Consider the following 17,579-nt stretch of genomic DNA (forward strand, 5'->3'; position numbering starts at 1 on the left):
GTTGGGGGTTGAGCGTTGAGCGACCACGCTCACGGCATCCTCCCGCCCAACGCCCAACGCCCAACGCACAACCTGCCTGCCTGCATACTGCGCCCATGCCCATGCCCCTCTCCGTCGCACTGCGCCGCCACGCGGTGCCCGTGCTGATCGTCAACACCCTCATCGCGGGCGCCATCACCCTGGGCACGCACGAGCGCTTCCTGGTCAACCTGGTCTACGCGCACTGCATCGGCGGGCTCATCTGGATCGGCATCGATCTCGGCCGCTACCTGTTTGCCGGCGAACGCGGCTGGCCAGGGGCCAAACGCCTGTCGGTGCTGGTGGTGCTCAGCGTGCTCGGGGGGTACCTGCTGGGCAACATGCTGGCCAACGCCTTGCTGCAACGCCCGCTGCTGCTCGGGCTGGCCAACCTGCCGCGCAGCACGCTGGTGCTCTTGCTGATGTCGCTGGTGGCCGGTGGCGTGGGCGCGTACTTCTTCACCACCCGCGAGCTGCTGGCGCAAGCGCGCCTGGCCAGCGAGGAAGCCCAGCGTCAGGCCAGCGAGGCGCGCTTGCGGCTGCTGGAGTCGCAGCTGGAGCCGCACATGCTGTTCAACACGCTGGCCAACCTGCGCGCGCTCATTGCCGCCGACCCACCGCGCGCCATCGCCATGCTCGACCGCCTCAATGGCTTTCTGCGCGCCACGCTGGCCGCCTCGCGCACCGACGCGCACCAGCGCCGCCACACGCTGCGCGACGAATTCGCGCGGCTGGACGACTACCTGCAGCTCATGGCGGTGCGCATGGGCCCGCGCCTGCGGGTGCACCTGTCGCTGCCCGACGCACTGGCCGATCAAGCCGTGCCACCCCTGCTGCTGCAACCGCTGGTGGAAAACGCCATCCGCCATGGGCTGGAGCCCAGCGCCGCGGGCGGCGAGGTGCGCATCGAGGCCGCCGCCGACACCGACGCCGGCACCCACGCCGACACCAACGGCCTGCGCCTCACCATCAGCGACAACGGCGTGGGCACCGATCGAAACGCGGACGGCGGCTTCGGCCTCACGCAGGTGCGCGAACGCCTGCACACCGTGTACGGCGACGCCGCCCGGCTGGACTGGCGCAGCGCGCCGGGCCAGGGCACCGCGGCCACGCTGCACCTGCCCCTATCCAACACCGTGCCTGCCCCCAATGCGTCGTCCGCACCCGGCGCCACCCACCCCGCATGAACGCCACCGCCCTCATCGCCGAAGACGAGCCCCTGCTGGCGCAGGCGCTGCAAGCCGAACTGGTGCGCACCTGGCCGCAATTGCGCGTGCTCGCCACCGTGGGCGACGGCGCCAGCGCCGTCGAGCAGACCCTGGCCCTGCAACCCGAGGTGCTGTTCTTCGACATCCGCATGCCCGCGCTCAGCGGGCTTGAGGCCGCCGCCGAGATCGCCCACGACTGGCCCGGCAACACGCCGCTGCCGGTGCTGGTGTTCGTCACCGCCTACGACGCCTTCGCCGTGCAGGCCTTCGAGGCCCAGGCGGTGGATTACCTGCTCAAGCCCGTGCAGTCCGAGCGCCTGGCGCGCACCGTGCAACGCGTGCAGGACGCACTGGCCGCGCGCCAGCAGGCCATCGGCAACGCCAGCGCCGAGCCCGACTGGGCCGGCCTGCGTGCCTTGCTTGCCAATGCCGCCGCACAGCCACCAACACATGCACCCACACCCCTTCTGCGCCACCTCATGGCCAGTGTCGGCAACAGCGTGCAGCGCATCGCCATCGACGACGTGCTCGCCATCGAAGCCGCCGACAAATACCTGCGCGTGCTCACCACCGAGCGCGAATTCCTCATCCGTACCCCGCTCAAAGACCTGCTGCCCCAACTCGACCCCGAGGTGTTCTGGCAGATCCACCGCGGCACCGTGGTGCGCGCCGACGCCATCGACCGCGTCACCCGCGACGAAGCCGGCAAATGGCGCCTAAGCCTCAAAGGCCTGAGCGAATCGTTCGGCGTGAGCCGCCTCTACGCAGACCGGTTTCGGGCGATGTGAGCTCGCGTTCGCCCACGCAGACAGCAAAACGACCCGTCGCGCGGGCCGTTCCGGTTGTCAAAGCGAGGTCTGGCGCATCAATCGTCCCAACCCCGCCCACCGTGCCGATGCCCGTGGCGATGGCCGTGCCGGCGCCCTTCCCAGCGCGGGCCCACGTACACGGGGTAGCTCTGCACCACCACCGGCCGCGGGTAGACGACCACGGGGCGGGAGTACACCACCGCGGGCGGGGCGCTGTAGACGGGGTAGCCGTAGTGCGGGTAGCCGTAGACCACGGTCGGGGCGTTGGACACGCCCACGCTCACGCCCGGGGTATTGACGCCGATGGACCATTGGATGTCGTCGCGGGCGTGGGCCTGGGTGGCGGTGCCGGACAATGCCCAGGCGCTGGCAGCCAGGGCGAGCACGCCCAGGCCTTTGGCCAGGGTTGCGGGGTGGGGGATTCGGGCGGTTTGCATCGTGGGTCTCCGTGGTGCGGCATGCTGCCGTCTCGCCATTGAATGCCCGCTGTGTATCGCCTGATCCGCATGCACAGTCAAACCTGTTGCAACACGTAAACGACGCCCATGACCCCTTCCATGCCCCTCATGCCCTTCATGCCCTCCGCGCCCACCCTGCCCCCCGACGCCCGGGCCCTGCTCGACACCTGGTGCGCCGACGGCCTGGCCATCGGCTGGCCCAGCCAGATTCCGGACCACTGGTTCAATGCCACACCCGAGCACGACGCCGAGCTGCGCGCGCGCTTTGGCGCCCTGGTGGACGAGGCCATTGCCGGCGGTCTGGGCGACTGGACCGCCACCCCCCTGGGCACGCTGGCCCTGGTGCTGCTGCTGGACCAGCTGCCGCGCAACCTGTACCGGCGCCAGGCCCGCGCATTTGCCGGCGACGCGCGCGCCCAGCAGGTGGCCGCCGCCGCGCAGGATGCGCGCGTCGACGAGGTCTTGCCGCTGGTGGGCCGGGTGTTTCTCTGCATGCCGTTCACGCACGCCGAATCGCTGCCCCTGCAGGACCGCTGCGTGGCCAGCTTCGAGCGGCTGCGCGCGCAGGCCGCCCCCGAGCACCACGCCACGCTCGACGACCACCTGCGCTACGCCCGCCTGCACCGCGACATCGTGGTGCGCTTCGGGCGCTTTCCGCACCGCAACGCGGTGCTCGGGCGCGAGAGCACGCCCGAGGAGATCGAGTTCCTCAAAGACGGCCCTCGCTTCGGGCAGTGAGGGCGGGCGCCGTCATGTGACCGTCACGGTCACGTCACGCGCGGCCACTAGAACCTTGGGCGGACATTTCCCAACCGAACAAGGACACCCGATGAGACTTTTGCAATCGCGCCCGCTGCGCTGGCTGGGCGCTTCCGTCGTGGCCGCTGCGGCCCTGGCCGCCTGCGGAGGCGGCGAAGACACGATCGAACTCGAATTCCTGGGCCGCTACAGCACCGGCCAGTTCGGCGTGTCGGCGGCCGAGATCCCCGCCTACGACGCCGGCACCCAGCGCGTGTTCGTGGTCAATGCCCAATCGGGCCGGCTCGACGTGCTCGACCTGAGCGACCCGGCCGAGCCCGTCAAGGTCGGCGAGGTGGACGCCAACACCGTGCTGGCCGGCGCCACCGTCAACAGCGTGGCGGTGCACAAGGGCCTGGTGGCGGTCGCCATCGAGGCGCCCGTGAAAACCGACCCGGGCCGCGTGGCCCTGTACCGCGCCAAGGACCTGGCCCTGCTGGGCTCGGTCACCGTCGGCGCCCTGCCCGACATGCTGGTCTTCACGCCCAACGGCAAGCGCGTGCTGGTGGCCAACGAGGGCGAGCCCAGCGACGACTACCAGACCGACCCCGAAGGCAGCGTCAGCGTCATCGACGTGAGCAACCCGACGGCGCCGTCGGTGCAGACGGCCGACTTCAGCGCCTTCAACGCGCAGGCCGCGATCCTGCGCGACAAGGGCGTGCGGCTGTATGGCCCGAACGCCAGCGTGGCGCAAGACCTCGAGCCCGAGTACATCGCCATCGAAGAAGACGGCAAGACCGCCTGGGCCACCCTGCAGGAGAACAACGCCCTGGCGCGCATCGACATCGCCAGCGCCAAGGTCACCGCCATCCTGCCGCTGGGCTACAAAGACTACGGCCAGGAGGGCAACGAGCTCGACGCCTCCGACGCCGACAACGCCATCAACATCCGCACCTGGCCGGGCGTGGTGGGCATGTACCAGCCCGACGCCATTGCCACCTACAAGGTCAAGGGCCGCGACTACCTCGTCACCGCCAACGAGGGCGACTCGCGCGCCTGGGGCGAAGACAACAGCGCCTACTGGGCCGGCGACGCCACCAAGGGCTTCGTCGAGGAGTTCCGCGTCAAGCACCTGGTCAACAAGAACGGCTGGGCCGGCCGCGCCGGCGACGACCTGCCGCCACAGCTCAACGCGCTGGCCGCCGGTGGCCTGCTCGACCCGATCACCTTCGGCTACTGCGGTGCGGTGGCGGGCAACCCCGGCAACTGCCGCGCGGATGACCAGCTCGGCCGACTCAACATCAGCTGGACCCAGGGCTACCGCAAGAACACCGACGGCACGCCGATGCTGTTCAATGCCAGCGGCCTGGCCGACGTGAGCGGCAACCGCCTCATGTACGACAAGCTCTACAGCTACGGCGCGCGCTCGTTCAGCATCTGGGACGACAAGGGCAAGCTGGTGTGGGACTCGGGCGCCGACTTCGAGAAGTTCTTCGCCAGCGACCTGTGCAAGCTCGGCACACAGCGCAACATTCCCTGCGCCACCTACTTCAACAGCGGCCACGACGAAGGCGACGCCAAGGACAGCCGCAGCGACGCCAAAGGCCCCGAGCCCGAAGGCGTGGCGCTGGGCCGCATCGGCGATCGCACCCTGGCCTTCATCGGCCTGGAGCGTTTCGGCGGCGTGCTGGTCTACGACATCACCGACCCCAAGGCGCCGGTGCGGCTGGACTACCTTAACACCCGCGACGAGTGGCTGAGCGATCCGCCCGATCTGGCCACCGCCGGCGACCTCGGCCCCGAAGGCCTGACCTTCATCCCGGCCAAGCAGTCGCCCAACGGCAAGCCGCTGCTGGTGGTGGGCAACGAGGTCAGCGGCACCACCGCGGTGTTCCTCGTCAAGGTGACCAAGGCCACCCCGGGCGCACCCGGCTGATCGCCTGCGCCGGCTGCATGGCGGTGATATCGTGCGGCACCGCCGCCGCCCACCGCCATGCAGACCACGCTGATCATTCACGCCCACCCGCGGCCGCGCCAGTCCACCGCCACCCGCGCCCTGCTGGACGCGCTGGCCGCGCGGCCCGACACCGCCGTGCGCTCGCTCTATGAGCGCTACCCCGACTTCGACATCGACGTTGCCAGCGAGCAGGAAGCGCTGACCCACGCGCAGCTGGTAATCTGGGTCGCCCCGGTCTACTGGTACAGCGTGCCCGCGTTGCTCAAGCACTGGTTCGAGCTGGTGCTGGCCCACGGCTGGGCCTACGGCAAGGGCGGTGACGCGCTGCAGGGCAAGACAGCCTGGTGGGTGGCCAGCGCCGGCGGCATGGCCACCATGTACCAGCCGGGCGGCGCGCACATGCGCCCCTTTGCCGACTTCGTCGCGCCCATCGAACACACCGCGCGCTACTGCGGCATGCACTGGCTGCCGCCCTACGTGCTGCACGGCGGGCACAAGCTTGCGCCCGACCAGCTGGCGGCCGCCGTGGCCGCACTGGGCGCGCAGGCCGACCGCCACGTGGCCGCACTGCCGCGGCCAGCCCCCACCGCGCAGGCCCCGGCATGAACCAGGCCATCGTGTTGCTGGCGCTGGCCGTGGTGCTGGTGCCCCTGGCCGTGCGGCTGGGTCTGGGCTCGGTGCTGGGTTACCTGCTGGCTGGTGTGGCGGTGGGGCCGCTGGGCCTGGGCCTGGTGGGCGACGCCGAGGCGGTGACGCAGGTGTCTGAGCTGGGCGTGGTGCTCATGCTGTTCCTCATCGGCCTCAACCTGGAGCCGCGCCGCCTGTGGGCCATGCGCATCGCCGTGTTCGGCGGCGGCGCGCTGCAGATGGCGGCCTGCACCGTGCTCATCATGCCGATCGGCTTCTGGCTGGGCTGGACCTGGCAGGCCACGCTCATCGGCAGCCTGGCGCTGTCGCTGTCCAGCACGGCCATCGTGGTGCCCATCCTGCAGGAGCGCAACCTGCTGCTGCGCCCGGTGGGGCAAAAGGGCTTTGCGATGCTGCTGTTCGAAGACATCGCGGCCATCCCATTGCTGGCGCTGGCGGCACTGCTGGGCCAGACGCTGGGCACGCCCTCGCCGGTGAGCCCCGAGGCGCACGCCAGCGGCTGGTGGCGCCCGCTGTCGCAGGTGGGCGCCATTGCCGGCGTGGTGCTGGCCGGGCGCTACCTGGCCTACCCGGCCATGCGCTTCATTGCGCGGCTGCCGGTGCGCGAGCTGTTCACCGCCTTTGCGTTGCTGCTGGTGCTGGGCGTGGCCGCGCTCATGCAGGCGGTGGGCCTGTCCATGGGGCTGGGTGCCTTCATTGCCGGCGTGCTGTTGGCCAGCTCCGAGTACCGGCACGCGCTGGAGAACGACATCCTGCCCTTCAAGGGGTTGCTGCTGGGCCTGTTCTTCATGTCGGTGGGCATGGGCATGCAGCTCGACCTGCTGGCCACCCACGGCGTGCAGGTGGCCATCGGGCTGGTGCTCATTACCGCGCTCAAGCTGGTGGGTGTGTGGCTGGTGCTGCCGCTGGCCGGCCTGCACGGGCAGCAGCGCTCACTGCTGGCGGTGCTGCTGGCCCAGGGCGGTGAATTCGCCTTCGTGATCCTGGCCACCGCGCAGGCGGTGAACGTGCTGCCCGCCAACGAGGCCGCGCTGCTCACACTCATCACCGCGGTGTCCATGCCCGTCACGCCGCTGCTGCTGCGCGCCTTTGACCGCCTGGCCCGCGACGACGCCGGCGCCCGCCCGGCAGACGACATCCCCGACGAGCGCCCGCAGGTGCTGCTGGCCGGCTTTGGCCGCTACGGGCAGATCGTGGCGCGCCTGCTGCTGGGCGTGGGCATCAAGCCCACCGTGATCGACCACGACGCCGACACCGTGGACAGCGCGCGCAAGTTCGGCTTTCAGGTGTACTTCGGCGACGCCACCCAGCCCGACCTGCTGGCCGCCGCGGGTGCGGCCAATGCGCAGCTGCTGGTAATCGCGATCGACGACTCGGCCCAGGCCAACCAGCTGGTGGCCGCGGCCCGGCAGCAATGGCCGCAACTGCGCCTGGCGGTGCGCGCACGCGACGCCGTGCACGCCATGGAACTGCACGGCGCCGGTGTGCACCACGTGCAGCGCGAGCTGTTCGAGAGCTCGCTGCGTACCGGCCGCGCCGCGCTGGAGGCGCTGGGCTTCGACCGCTTCCATGCGCGCCAGGTCGCCGACGAGTTCCGCCGCTACAACGAGCGCTTTGCGCGGTCTGACCGCAGCGTGCTGCAAAACGAGGACGACCTCATCAAGCGCGTGCGCGAAGCCCGCGAGCAGTTCGAGAAGCAGATGCAGCAGGACATGCAGCGCCAGCACCAGCGCCACGGCGACAAGAGCTGGCAGGCGGGGGACGCTGAGCGTTGATGGCCGTTGGAGTTTTGCGTTAGGCGTTGGGCGTCGACCAACCCCGCTCAACGCTCAACGCCCCATCAACCTTCCGCCAGCGGCTTCAGTGCCGGCGGCAGCCAGCCCGCCAATGCCGCGTGGATGCGCGCCTCGCGCCGCTGCCACCAGATGCCCAGCGCCACGATGGCCAGGCCCAGCAGCGTGAGCACGAAGGGGAACAGCAGGCTGTCGGCAAACACCTTGTGGCTCAGGTAGGCCAGGTAGCCGGTGAAGCCGATGGCGCCGAGCACGGTGAACACGCGCCGCGAAATGGCCGCGCCCAGAAACACCAGCACCACGTTGATGAGCGCGTAGCCCGCCTTGGCCAGCTCGCTGTCGCTCTCGCGCAGGCTCAGGCCCCCCCAGAACATGAGCGCGCCAAACAGGTAGAGCCAGAAGGCGAAGTCCTGCCGGTTGCGCGGGTCGGTGGCCAGGCGGCAGCGCAAATCCACCCACACCGCCAGCGCGCAGGTGGCGATGCCGAACAGCAGCGACATGTCGCGCGTGAACTGCCAGTCGAAGCCGCCCTTCTGCATCAGCATGTGGGTCAGGTCCATCCACAGGTACCAGATGGTCACGGCCACCGGCATCACCATGAACGGCAGGCGCAGCCAGCGCAGCATGACCACCGCCGCCGCCAGCGTGGCCAGCTCCAGCCAGAGCCAGCGCCAGTCGATGAAGCGGTGGTAATCGCGGTAGCTATCGTGCCCGCCCTCGGGCCACAGGCCCAGCCCGGTCTGCAGCGCCCAGGTGGCCAGCGGCACCAGGCACACCGCCAGCGTGGCCAGAATGCCCGCCGGAATGGGCAGGCCACGGCCCAGCAGGTTGCGCGCCACCGCAATGGCGCCCGCGCCGTAGCCCAGCGACAGCAGCAGCACGCCCCAGGCGCCGAACAGCTCCCAGCCCAGCGTCATGAACAGCGTCATGGCGCCGATGGCGATGAGCCCGCCGAAGTAATACAGCACGTGGGTGAAGCTGAAGCGCGGCGAGCCCACCACGGCGGCCGCATCACCCGCCCAGCGCGCCCACAGGCGCTCGGCCTGCTCGGCGCTGATGTCGCCCGCCTGCACGGCGGCGTCCAGCTGCGGGCGGCCGATCTGCACGCGCCGATCGTCCGCAGGTGATGGTGCTTCGTTCATGGCATGTCCCTCCGGCGCGCACGATAGCGCACCGGCCGGGCGGCACAGCGGCGCTCGGTCCCTAAAATCCGCCAATGACCTCCCCCACCCCACCCGCCCCCACCGAGGGCGATGCCAAAGTCAGCAACTTCCTGCGCCAGATCATCGAAGCCGACCTGGCCAAAGGCACCTACGCCAGCCGCCGCTGGGCCGGCAGCCCCGGCGACGCCGCCCACCAGGCCAGCGGCCAGCCCGACCCGGCGAAGATCCGCACCCGCTTTCCGCCCGAGCCCAACGGCTACCTGCACGTGGGCCACGCCAAGAGCATCTGCCTGAACTTTGGCCTGGCGCGCGACTACGGCGGCATCTGCCACCTGCGCTTTGACGACACCAACCCCGAGAAGGAGAGCACCGAGTTCGTCAACAGCATCATCGACGCGGTGCAGTGGCTGGGCTTTGGCTGGCAGGCCGGTGGCGTGAACCACCTCTACCAGGCCAGCGATTACTTCGACTTCATGTACCACGCGGCCGAGTACCTGGTGCAGGCCGGTCACGCCTACGTGGACGAGCAGACCACCGAGCAGATGCGCATCAACCGCGGCGACTTCAGCAAGCCCGGGGTGGACAGCCCGTTTCGCAGCCGCACGCCGGCCGAGAACCTGGCGCGCTTTCGCGAAATGCGCGCCGGGGAGCACGAAGACGGCAGCATGGTGCTGCGGGCCAAGATCGACATGGCCAGCCCCAACATCAACATGCGCGACCCGGCGATCTACCGCATCCGCCGCGCCACGCACCACCACACGGGCGACACCTGGTGCATCTACCCGATGTACACCTTTGCCCACCCCATTGAAGACGCGCTGGAGCAGATCACCCACAGCTTCTGCACGCTGGAGTTCGAAGACCAGCGCCCCTTCTACGACTGGCTGCTGGAGCGTTTGTGCGAAGGCGGTTTGCTCAAGGCCCCGCCACCGCGCCAGTACGAATTTGCGCGCCTGAACCTCACCTACGTCATCACCAGCAAACGCAAGCTGGCGCAGCTGGTGTACGACCACAAGGTCAGCGGCTGGGACGACCCGCGCATGCCCACCATCGTCGGCCTGCGCCGGCGCGGCTACACGCCGCAAAGCATCCAGCTCTTTGCCGAACGCATCGGCGTGACCAAGAGCGACAGCTGGATCGACTACAGCACGCTCGAAGGCTGCCTGCGCGAAGACCTGGAGAACAAGGCCCACCGCGCCATGGCCGTGCTCGACCCGGTGAAGCTGGTGATGACCAACTGGGGCGAAGTCTTTGGCAGCGACGACCACACCGAAGACTGCACCCAGCCCGCCCTGCCCCACAGCGCGATTGCCGAAGGCCAGACGCCACCGCCCGACCGGGTCTTCAAGATCGGCAATGCCGTGTGGATCGAGCGCGAGGACTTTGAAGAAGTGCCACCCAAAGGCTACAAGCGCCTCTATCCCGGCAACGTGGTGCGCCTCAAAGGCGGCTACGTCATCGAATGCACCGGCTGCGCCAAAGATGCCGACGGCAAGGTCACCGAAGTGCAGGCCAAGGTGATTGCCGGCACCAAGAGCGGCACCCCCGGCGCCGACAGCGTCAAGGCCAAAGCCGCCATCACCTGGGTGGCCGTGGCCGACGGCATCAGCGCCGAAGTGCGCCTGTACGACCGCCTCTTCAGCGACCCCCACCCCGACGCCGGCGGCAAGGATTTCATCGAAGCGCTGAACCCCAACAGCCTGAAGGTGGTGCAAGCCTGGCTGGAGCCCTCACTGGCCACCGCCCAACCCGACGACAAGTTCCAGTTCGAACGCCACGGCTACTTCGTGGCCGACCGCGTGGACCACGGGGTGGACGGCAAGGCGGTGTTCAACCGGGTGACGGGGTTGAAGGATTCGTGGAAGTAACTTTGGGGATCCCAATGGCAGAAAACGAAAGTGTATTTGTAGAGCAAGCTGAATACCTCGATTCAGCTATGTTCTCAAGCTGGTTTGTGGAGCACCCAAAAGAAGTTGAAATACTCAGAAAACTGAAGGCCAGCGGTGCGAAACTGCTTATAGGACCTCGCGGCACTGGAAAAACAACATTAATGCTGAAGGCATTAAATGAAATGTCCTTTGCCGGCGGAGCCGAAACTCTTCCGGCCTACGTCAACTTCAAGACATCCCTGAGACTTGAGCCTCTCTACAAGACCTCTGGAAACGCCACCTTTTGGTTTAATCAATGGCTATTCCTAAACGCAGGAATTGGACTTGCCAACTCTCTAGAAAACCTAGGATTCTCCAGGCAACCCCAAATAAATGATCTATCAATTGAAACAGCAAAGAAAATTGTAGACTCACTCCAATCCGGGGACCTGGACACCGCGAAGAAGTTTCTGGAAACCCCAATAACAATTTCAGAATTCAATTCGTATAGTCAAGAGTGCTTAAACATCTGCGAACGAGTTCGAATTGTCTTTTTGTTTGATGATGCAGCGCACGCATTCTCTTCTGATCAGCAGAGAGATTTCTTTGATTTCTTCCGTCTGATAAAGTCCCCGTCCATTTCCCCCAAAGCAGCGATTTATCCAGGAGTGACGAATTTCTCGTCGGCCTTTCACGTCGGACACGACGCAGAACAGGTCGACATATGGCTTGATCCGACAGATTCTCGTTATCTAAATTTCATGCGATCTTTGGTAAATCGCAGATTAAGCGACTCCACAGCAACCGCCTTAACCCTAGACGACGCGACATTTCAGCTCCTCGCATTAAGCGCCTTCGGCATTCCGCGAAACATGTTAAACATGGTTCGGAAAATCACCACCTCTGAAGACACCGATAACAACATCAGCTCCAAAAGGAAGACATTCTCTAGATCCGCAGTGCTGAGCGCCATTGCAGAGTGCGGGGATACAAGTCAGCAAATCTTCAAGTCCCTCAAGGCAAAAATACCCACCTACTCAAGCTTTGTGGATCAAGGCCTTGTGTTCTTAAAGCAGGCAATACAAGCCATTAAGGACTACAACAGCAAAACAACGAAAGCCAAAACAGTCACACTTGCACTGACAGAACCCCTCGCAAATGAACTGAAGACTCTTCTCTCATTTCTTGAGTACTCGGGACTTGTCCGCCCTCGTGGAAACGTAAGCAGAGGCGTCAAGGGCACCTTTGCGTTATTTGATATCCACTACGCCTTGCTCGTAGAGGCAAATGCAGTACTCTCACAGAAGGCATTTACGATTGCTGACGTTGCATATAGTCTTTCGAGGCGCGATGCCCATGCATTCGTTAGAACAAGTGCAGAAAAGCTGCTTGGAACAAAAAATATTGCGGCAATTCTTCCGCTACAACTCCCTCCATGCGAAGTCTGCAATACACCCAGAGCATCATCCGAAGCGAAATTTTGCCTCAACTGCGGAAGTCCCCTTTCTCTCAAATCGACCTTTGAAACTGCTGTTCAGCAAAGCATTTCCCTGCTACCGCTCACTCCGGGTCGAATCAAATCAATAACCTCGCAGTCGTCAATACAGACGGTAAAAGATGTCTTACTTGACAAGGAACACAAGGAGCTTCTAAAGGTAAAAATGATTGGTCCGGTGTGGGCAACAAGGATATCTCGCTATGCCAAAGAATTCGTCGAGTAATATCCCGCTTAAAGTTCAATGGTGGAAATCAGTCAATCGGGCTGCGCCGTCCACCAAAATTCAGGATATATCACTATACGGAAGCATTCTGAAAATCCCAGCCACGTCTCCCATAGATGAGTTTCTTCAAAAATCAGAAGCACTTATCCTCCAGGGCGATCAGCAGCTTCTAAACTCCAACCCTGAAATCGCAAACTTACTTTTTGTCGGGATAGTTGCTCACACAGAAAACTACTTCAGAGATCTTTTCGCTGAACTACTACAGCTATGCCCTGTATCACAGGTCAAATCATCTACGCGAGATATTAAGCTAGGATCTGTTATATGGCACCGGGCTGGAAATATTGAGCGCGGAGCATTTGAAGCATTCTCCTTTGCAAGCGCCGACAATATTATCGAAACTCTTAAAAGATATTTTGATGTCACAATAGATTCAAAAAGCGATTGCTACGCACTATTGCAAGAGTTCGATCAACTTTGCGAGCTTAGACATGCAATCGTGCACTCTGGAGGCATAATGTCCGGAAAGAATGTGATTAAACTAAAATTACCAAGGACTAATCAGAACCTTCACGTCCAGATTAATTTTCAGACATTCCAAGAAGCATCCAGTATTGCCACATCATTGATTTACTCAATCAACACGGAACTGTTTAAGGTGTTCGGCCTTAGATGGCGCGATGAATGGCCAAAGAAGCTGCATAACTGGAGTTCAAGACTGAAAAACTCTAAATTCGACGATCTTTGGCGTCTATTCTTCAGCATAACCGATTCAAACCGATCTTCCACTTCAGTACGACTTTCCAAGTTGCAATGCAAGACAGAAGTGTTGAAGCCGTAGACCCCACAGGATCGGGGCCTGTTATTGCCTTTGTTGCCTATGACAGCGCAGCAAACCACCCGCTTCCACTTGCCCCAATCACTAGGCGCTGCGTTGCCCGAGTGCCCCCCGCACATCGCAACCGAGCCGTCTCGCGCTCGTCTTCGCCCTCGGCGGGCATGCGCCCGGCGCCCACCAGCGCCACCAGCGCCACCACCGGGAACTCCAGCCCTTTGCTGACGTGCAGTGTCATCACCTTGATGCTGTCGTGCACGGGGTCGGAGCGCCTGATAAATGTCGAATATGTTTGACATCTACTAATTCGGGTGCTCCACTCCAAGCCATGAACCTCGCAGACATCGGTCAACTCGTGCAAGCCCGGCGGGAGGCACTGGGCCTTTCGCAGGCACGGCTGGCGCGGCTGGCCGGTTTGTCGCGTGCGACCATCAACCAGCTGGAAAACGGCTCTCTGGTGGACCTGGGCGCTGCCAAGCTGTTGGCGCTGCTGACCCTGCTGGGCATGGACCTGGCCGCACAGCCACGGGCACCCCAAGCGCGCGCGCTGGCCTTGCTGAGCCAGACGGCCAGTGTGAGCTACAGGAACGCGCTGTCGCCCGGCGCGCTGGCGGTTGCGCTGGTTGCGGGGGATCTGCCGCCAAGCCTTGTGCCACAGGTGGCCACGCTGCTGGACGAGGCGCCCTTGCCCCTGATCGTGGCAGGCGTGGTCGAAGTGGCCGAACGCACCCACACCCCGCCCAAGGTACTCTGGAAGCACTTGGCGCAATGGGCGCAGACGCTGCAATCGCCGCGCGCGGCCTGGGCCTGAGCGGACCCACGGCATGCCCCTTTCCCAACAACCTGGCAACTTGCCTGACGGCGTCTGGCAAACCTTGCTGGCCCATACCTTCACGCTGGTGGACGAGATCACCCGCAGGGGAATCAGCGATCCGTTCTGGACATTTGGCGGTGGCACGGTCTTGATGCTGCGCCATGGGCACCGGCTGAGCAAGGACATCGACATCTTTGTGCCCGACCCGCAGTATCTGGGTTTCGTGTCACCCCGGTTGAACGAGGCAGCCGAGCAGGTGACTTCGGACTACGTGGAAGGGCCGGGCTATGTGAAGCTGTTGCGCCCGGAAGGCGAGATCGACTTCGTGGCGTCGCCCAACCTCACGGCGCACCCCTTTGACGAGTGGACGCTGCTTGGCCGCACGGTAAAGGTGGAAACGGCCGCCGAGATCGTGGCCAAGAAGCTCTGGCACCGGGGCGACCGCGCCACGGCGCGGGACTTGTTCGACCTGGCGCTGGTAATCGAGCGGGAACCCAAAGCGCTCAACACCGCTGAGCCGTACATGACCCGACACAGAGACGCATTCCTGACGCAGATTCAGCAAAGGCGCGCGGTACTCGGCGCGCAGTTCGACGCCATCGACGCACTTGGCTACCGGCCGACATACGACGAGGCGGTGAACTGCGTGAGCCGTTTTCTGAAACAGTTGCCCCCCGCTGTGTGACGATGGGTCGCAACCGACAACTGAGACAGGTGGCGCAGCAAGTTCACATGCGCGTGGAGAATTTCCCTCCACCGCTTGCCCCAACAATCAACCGCTGTGTCGCCCGCGTAGCCCCCACATAAAACAGCCGCGCCTCCTCACGCTCGTCCGCCCCGATCGCAGGCATGTGCCCCACGCCCACCAGCGCCACCACGGGGAACTCCAAGCCTTTGCTCACATGCATGGTCATGACCTTGATACTGTCAGCGGCGGGGTTGAAGGTGCCGGCGCCTTTGCGCACCTGGTGCGGCAGGCGGCGTTGGCGCAGGGCGTTGGCGCAGATGTCCATCTCGTTCCAGTGCCGGCACAGGATGGCCATGTCGCCCCAGGCGTGGCCTTCGTTGTGGGCGCTTGCCAGCAACTCGGCCACTTGCTGCGCCTCTTCGCGCAGGGTGGGTAGGCGGATGATGAGCGGGGCGTCGCCGTCGCGGCCGCAGCTCACGGGCTTGAGCAGTGGCACGCCGTCGTCGTCTTTGTCTTCGGCGGTCAACAGGTCGGCGGCGACGAGGCTGGCGGTTTCCAGAATCTGCCGCGTGTTGCGGTAGTTGATCTTGAGGATGGTGGTGCGGCCCTGGGCCTGGATGCCCACGCTCTTGAAGCTGAACTGGCGCGTCTTGGTGCGTTCGTAAATGCTCTGCGCATCGTCGTAGAGCACCAGCAGGCTGTTGGTGGTCGGGTCCACCATCTGCACGATGAGCTTGAACCACTCGGGCGCAAAGTCGTGGCCCTCGTCAATGAGCACGGCCAGGTATTGCCCACCGGGGATCTGCTGGCGCTCCACGCCGTGGATGACGCGGTGAACCATCTCGTCAAAGAAGTGTTCGCGCGGCAGGTTCTGCGCCGGCAGGTCTTGCCCGTAGGCCACCAGCTGGTCGCGGCACCACTTGTGAAAGTGCACCGCGTGCACGCGGTCGGCAATGCCTTTGCTGCGCATCACCTGCGCCAGCTGCTTGGCCAGCGGCTCGTTGTAGCAAAGGATGAGCACCGGCTTGGTGTGCGCCGTCTGCGCGCGGGCCAGGTGCTCGGCGCGGTAGCCCAGCAACATGGTCTTGCCGGAGCCGGCCACACCATGGATCACGCGATGGCCTTCACCCAGGCTGCGCGCCAGCTGCTCTTGCTGCAGGTCCATCACACGCATGATGGATGGCAGATCGCCCGCCGCGTCGTCGGCCGCGTTGAACAACGCGCCCTGCACCGGCACGCGCACGTCGGGGAACATGATCCAGCGCACGCGGTCGATCTGCGGCAGGCTGAGCGCCTTGTTGCCGAACGCATGCGGGAACATGTGCCACAGGCGCTGCTGAAATTCCTCGGCCTCCACCGTGTCGGTCATCTCGTCCGAGCAGATGACCAGGTGCGGCTCGATGGCCTCGGCCAGGCCGGCGCTCTCGAACTGCCGGCGCGTGATGCGGGTGAAAACCACACCAAAGCCCCACGGAAAGGCCAGCTTGCCCTGGTGCGGGCCCGGCCCCTGCGCCAGCTGCGGGTCGCGCTCCAGCGCGTTGACCACCTGAATCGCGCAGTGCCGCGCCTGGGCCAGCGGGTTCGTCACCACCTTGACGTGACCGTCGGGTGCGATTTCCCAGTACTCGCGGGTGGCGCGTTGCACCGTCTCCAGCCGCCAGTCTTTGGTCTCGAGGATGAGCAGGCCGCGGCGCGGGTGCAGCACCACAAAGTCGGGGTGCGTCTGCTTCGGGCCGATGGGCACGTCGAACCAGAGCAGGTAGTCGTCGTCGAGCTTGTGCTCCAGGCGCTCGGCCAGGCGCCGCTCCCCGCCCGTCATGCGCGAGACGCAGCTGCCGATGGCTGGAATCAAGGTGGCCATGCCAGTTGTAAGTATTTGCTTCCCCTGGGCGCGATGATGGCGGCAAATGCTGGCAACGGCACGGTTTGGGCGCCAACGGTGCCATTCGGGCGATCACTGCCCGTTGAATCGCGGCGGGCGCGCCACAGTCGCGCAGCCACACGACAATGCCCCTCTGCCCGTGCCGCCGCGCACCCACCTGCTCGCCCCTTACCCATCCCATGCTCACCAACCTCACCCCCTTCCTCCTCCACTGGGCCATCACCGCGCTGGCCATGTGGGTGGCCAGTCATGTGTTCAAGGGCATGCGCTTCAGCGGCACGGGGGCGCTGGTGGTGTCGGCCTTGCTGCTGGGGCTGGCCAATGCGGTGGTGCGGCCGTTGCTGGTGTTGCTGACGCTGCCGCTCACGCTCATCACCTTCGGGCTGTTCTTGCTGGTCATCAACGCGCTGGTGCTGATGCTGGTGGCCAGGGTGGTCGATGGCTTTGCGCTCAACGGCTTCTGGACGGCGCTGTGGGCCAGCCTGTTCATGGCGGTGTTGAGCCTGGTGCTGGGCGCGTTTGTGCTGGGTGGCTCGCCCGAGTTCACCATTCAGACCGGCCCGGGACGGGGCTCGGTCTGGTTGTAGTGGTGGCCCCTCGCTACACTGCGCGCATGCATCCCGCCATTGCCCAGCACCAAGCGGCCATCTCTGCCATTTGCCAACGGTTCGGCATACGCCGGCTGGAAGTCTTTGGCTCGGCAGCGCGTGCGGACGACTTCGACCCCGAACGCAGCGACGCGGATTTTCTGGTCGAGTTTGCGCCAGACGCACAACCGGACCTACACCGCCTGTACGAAACCAAATCGGCTCTGGAGCAGGTGCTGGGCCGTGGTGTGGATCTTGTTGAACCCGGCGCGGTGCGCAACCCCTACATCGCCGCCAGCATCAACCGCCATCGCGAGTCTGTCTATGCGTCGTGACCCACGGGCGTTCCTGTGGGATGCACGCGAGGCAGCCGTTGCCATCCAGTCGTTTTG

17 protein-coding genes are annotated in these 17,579 nt (G+C 64.9%); 13 read left to right on the top strand and 4 right to left on the bottom strand.

Going from position 1 to position 17,579, the window contains the following annotated elements:
• The first annotated feature begins 101 nt into the window (after positions 1 to 101).
• A complete protein-coding gene (locus tag KF871_RS14475) occupies positions 102 to 1,205 on the top strand; it encodes a sensor histidine kinase (protein WP_291143878.1) in 1,104 nt (367 codons plus the stop codon).
• On the top strand, positions 1,202 to 2,014 hold the full coding sequence (locus KF871_RS14480; RefSeq protein ID WP_291143881.1) for a LytTR family DNA-binding domain-containing protein: 813 nt from the start codon (positions 1,202 to 1,204) through the stop codon (positions 2,012 to 2,014). The genes KF871_RS14475 and KF871_RS14480 overlap by 4 nt, the downstream gene beginning before the upstream one ends.
• 77 nt (positions 2,015 to 2,091) lie before the next feature.
• Here KF871_RS14480 and KF871_RS14485 read toward each other — a convergent pair whose 3' ends face one another.
• A complete protein-coding gene (locus KF871_RS14485; RefSeq protein ID WP_291143884.1) occupies positions 2,092 to 2,472 on the bottom strand; it encodes a hypothetical protein in 381 nt (126 codons plus the stop codon).
• Between the two features lie 108 nt (positions 2,473 to 2,580).
• Between KF871_RS14485 and KF871_RS14490 the strand changes: the two genes are divergently transcribed.
• The 4 genes from KF871_RS14490 (at position 2,581) to KF871_RS14505 (ending at position 7,611) form a co-directional block, all read left to right on the top strand.
• The gene (locus tag KF871_RS14490; RefSeq protein ID WP_291143887.1) at positions 2,581 to 3,231 is read left to right on the top strand and encodes a DUF924 family protein; all 651 of its coding nucleotides are present in this window, start codon (positions 2,581 to 2,583) and stop codon (positions 3,229 to 3,231) included.
• A gap of 91 nt (positions 3,232 to 3,322) precedes the next feature.
• The gene (locus KF871_RS14495; protein WP_291143889.1) at positions 3,323 to 5,167 is read left to right on the top strand and encodes a choice-of-anchor I family protein; all 1,845 of its coding nucleotides are present in this window, start codon (positions 3,323 to 3,325) and stop codon (positions 5,165 to 5,167) included.
• A 57-nt stretch (positions 5,168 to 5,224) separates the two neighbouring features.
• Positions 5,225 to 5,794 carry an NAD(P)H-dependent oxidoreductase gene (locus KF871_RS14500; RefSeq protein WP_291143892.1) on the top strand — a complete coding sequence of 190 codons (570 nt, stop codon included), beginning with the start codon at positions 5,225 to 5,227 and terminating at the stop codon, positions 5,792 to 5,794.
• Positions 5,791 to 7,611: a monovalent cation:proton antiporter-2 (CPA2) family protein gene (locus KF871_RS14505; protein ID WP_291143895.1), complete on the top strand. Its 1,821-nt coding sequence runs from the start codon at positions 5,791 to 5,793 to the stop codon at positions 7,609 to 7,611. Before KF871_RS14500 ends, KF871_RS14505 begins: the two co-directional genes overlap by 4 nt.
• 65 nt (positions 7,612 to 7,676) lie before the next feature.
• On the opposite strand, the gene KF871_RS14510 is transcribed toward KF871_RS14505, so the two are convergent.
• Positions 7,677 to 8,771: a DUF2157 domain-containing protein gene (locus KF871_RS14510; RefSeq protein ID WP_291143898.1), complete on the bottom strand. Its 1,095-nt coding sequence runs from the start codon at positions 8,769 to 8,771 to the stop codon at positions 7,677 to 7,679.
• A 74-nt stretch (positions 8,772 to 8,845) separates the two neighbouring features.
• Between KF871_RS14510 and KF871_RS14515 the strand changes: the two genes are divergently transcribed.
• Genes KF871_RS14515 through KF871_RS14525 form a run of 3 tightly spaced genes read left to right on the top strand, consistent with a single transcriptional unit; the run spans position 8,846 to position 13,222 of the window.
• Positions 8,846 to 10,660: a glutamine--tRNA ligase/YqeY domain fusion protein gene (locus KF871_RS14515; protein WP_291143901.1), complete on the top strand. Its 1,815-nt coding sequence runs from the start codon at positions 8,846 to 8,848 to the stop codon at positions 10,658 to 10,660.
• A 14-nt stretch (positions 10,661 to 10,674) separates the two neighbouring features.
• Positions 10,675 to 12,381, top strand: coding sequence for a hypothetical protein (locus KF871_RS14520; protein WP_291143904.1), 1,707 nt, complete (start codon positions 10,675 to 10,677; stop codon positions 12,379 to 12,381).
• Entirely contained in the window at positions 12,359 to 13,222 is an 864-nt protein-coding gene (locus KF871_RS14525; RefSeq protein ID WP_291143907.1) for a hypothetical protein, read from the top strand. The genes KF871_RS14520 and KF871_RS14525 overlap by 23 nt, the downstream gene beginning before the upstream one ends.
• 37 nt (positions 13,223 to 13,259) lie before the next feature.
• Here KF871_RS14525 and KF871_RS14530 read toward each other — a convergent pair whose 3' ends face one another.
• Positions 13,260 to 13,475, bottom strand: a complete 216-nt coding sequence (locus KF871_RS14530; RefSeq protein WP_291143910.1) for a 3'-5' exonuclease — start codon at positions 13,473 to 13,475, stop codon at positions 13,260 to 13,262.
• Between the two features lie 69 nt (positions 13,476 to 13,544).
• Here KF871_RS14530 and KF871_RS14535 point away from each other — a divergent pair, with 69 nt between their 5' ends.
• Positions 13,545 to 14,027 (top strand): helix-turn-helix domain-containing protein, encoded by a 483-nt coding sequence (locus KF871_RS14535; protein WP_291143913.1) that lies wholly within the window; start codon positions 13,545 to 13,547, stop codon positions 14,025 to 14,027.
• Between the two features lie 64 nt (positions 14,028 to 14,091).
• Positions 14,092 to 14,715: a nucleotidyl transferase AbiEii/AbiGii toxin family protein gene (locus tag KF871_RS14540; protein ID WP_291143915.1), complete on the top strand. Its 624-nt coding sequence runs from the start codon at positions 14,092 to 14,094 to the stop codon at positions 14,713 to 14,715.
• Positions 14,716 to 14,758: 43 nt separating this feature from the next.
• Here KF871_RS14540 and KF871_RS14545 read toward each other — a convergent pair whose 3' ends face one another.
• Positions 14,759 to 16,579: a 3'-5' exonuclease gene (locus KF871_RS14545; protein ID WP_291143919.1), complete on the bottom strand. Its 1,821-nt coding sequence runs from the start codon at positions 16,577 to 16,579 to the stop codon at positions 14,759 to 14,761.
• Positions 16,580 to 16,779: 200 nt separating this feature from the next.
• Here KF871_RS14545 and KF871_RS14550 point away from each other — a divergent pair, with 200 nt between their 5' ends.
• Together KF871_RS14550 and KF871_RS14555 are read left to right on the top strand one after the other, a co-directional pair.
• Entirely contained in the window at positions 16,780 to 17,187 is a 408-nt protein-coding gene (locus tag KF871_RS14550; RefSeq protein ID WP_291143921.1) for a phage holin family protein, read from the top strand.
• A gap of 26 nt (positions 17,188 to 17,213) precedes the next feature.
• Entirely contained in the window at positions 17,214 to 17,522 is a 309-nt protein-coding gene (locus KF871_RS14555) for a nucleotidyltransferase domain-containing protein (RefSeq protein WP_291143923.1), read from the top strand.
• Positions 17,523 to 17,579 lie beyond the last annotated feature (57 nt).

It is taken from the genome of Hydrogenophaga sp. (genome assembly GCF_019635465.1).
GTDB lineage: Bacteria > Pseudomonadota > Gammaproteobacteria > Burkholderiales > Burkholderiaceae_C > Hydrogenophaga.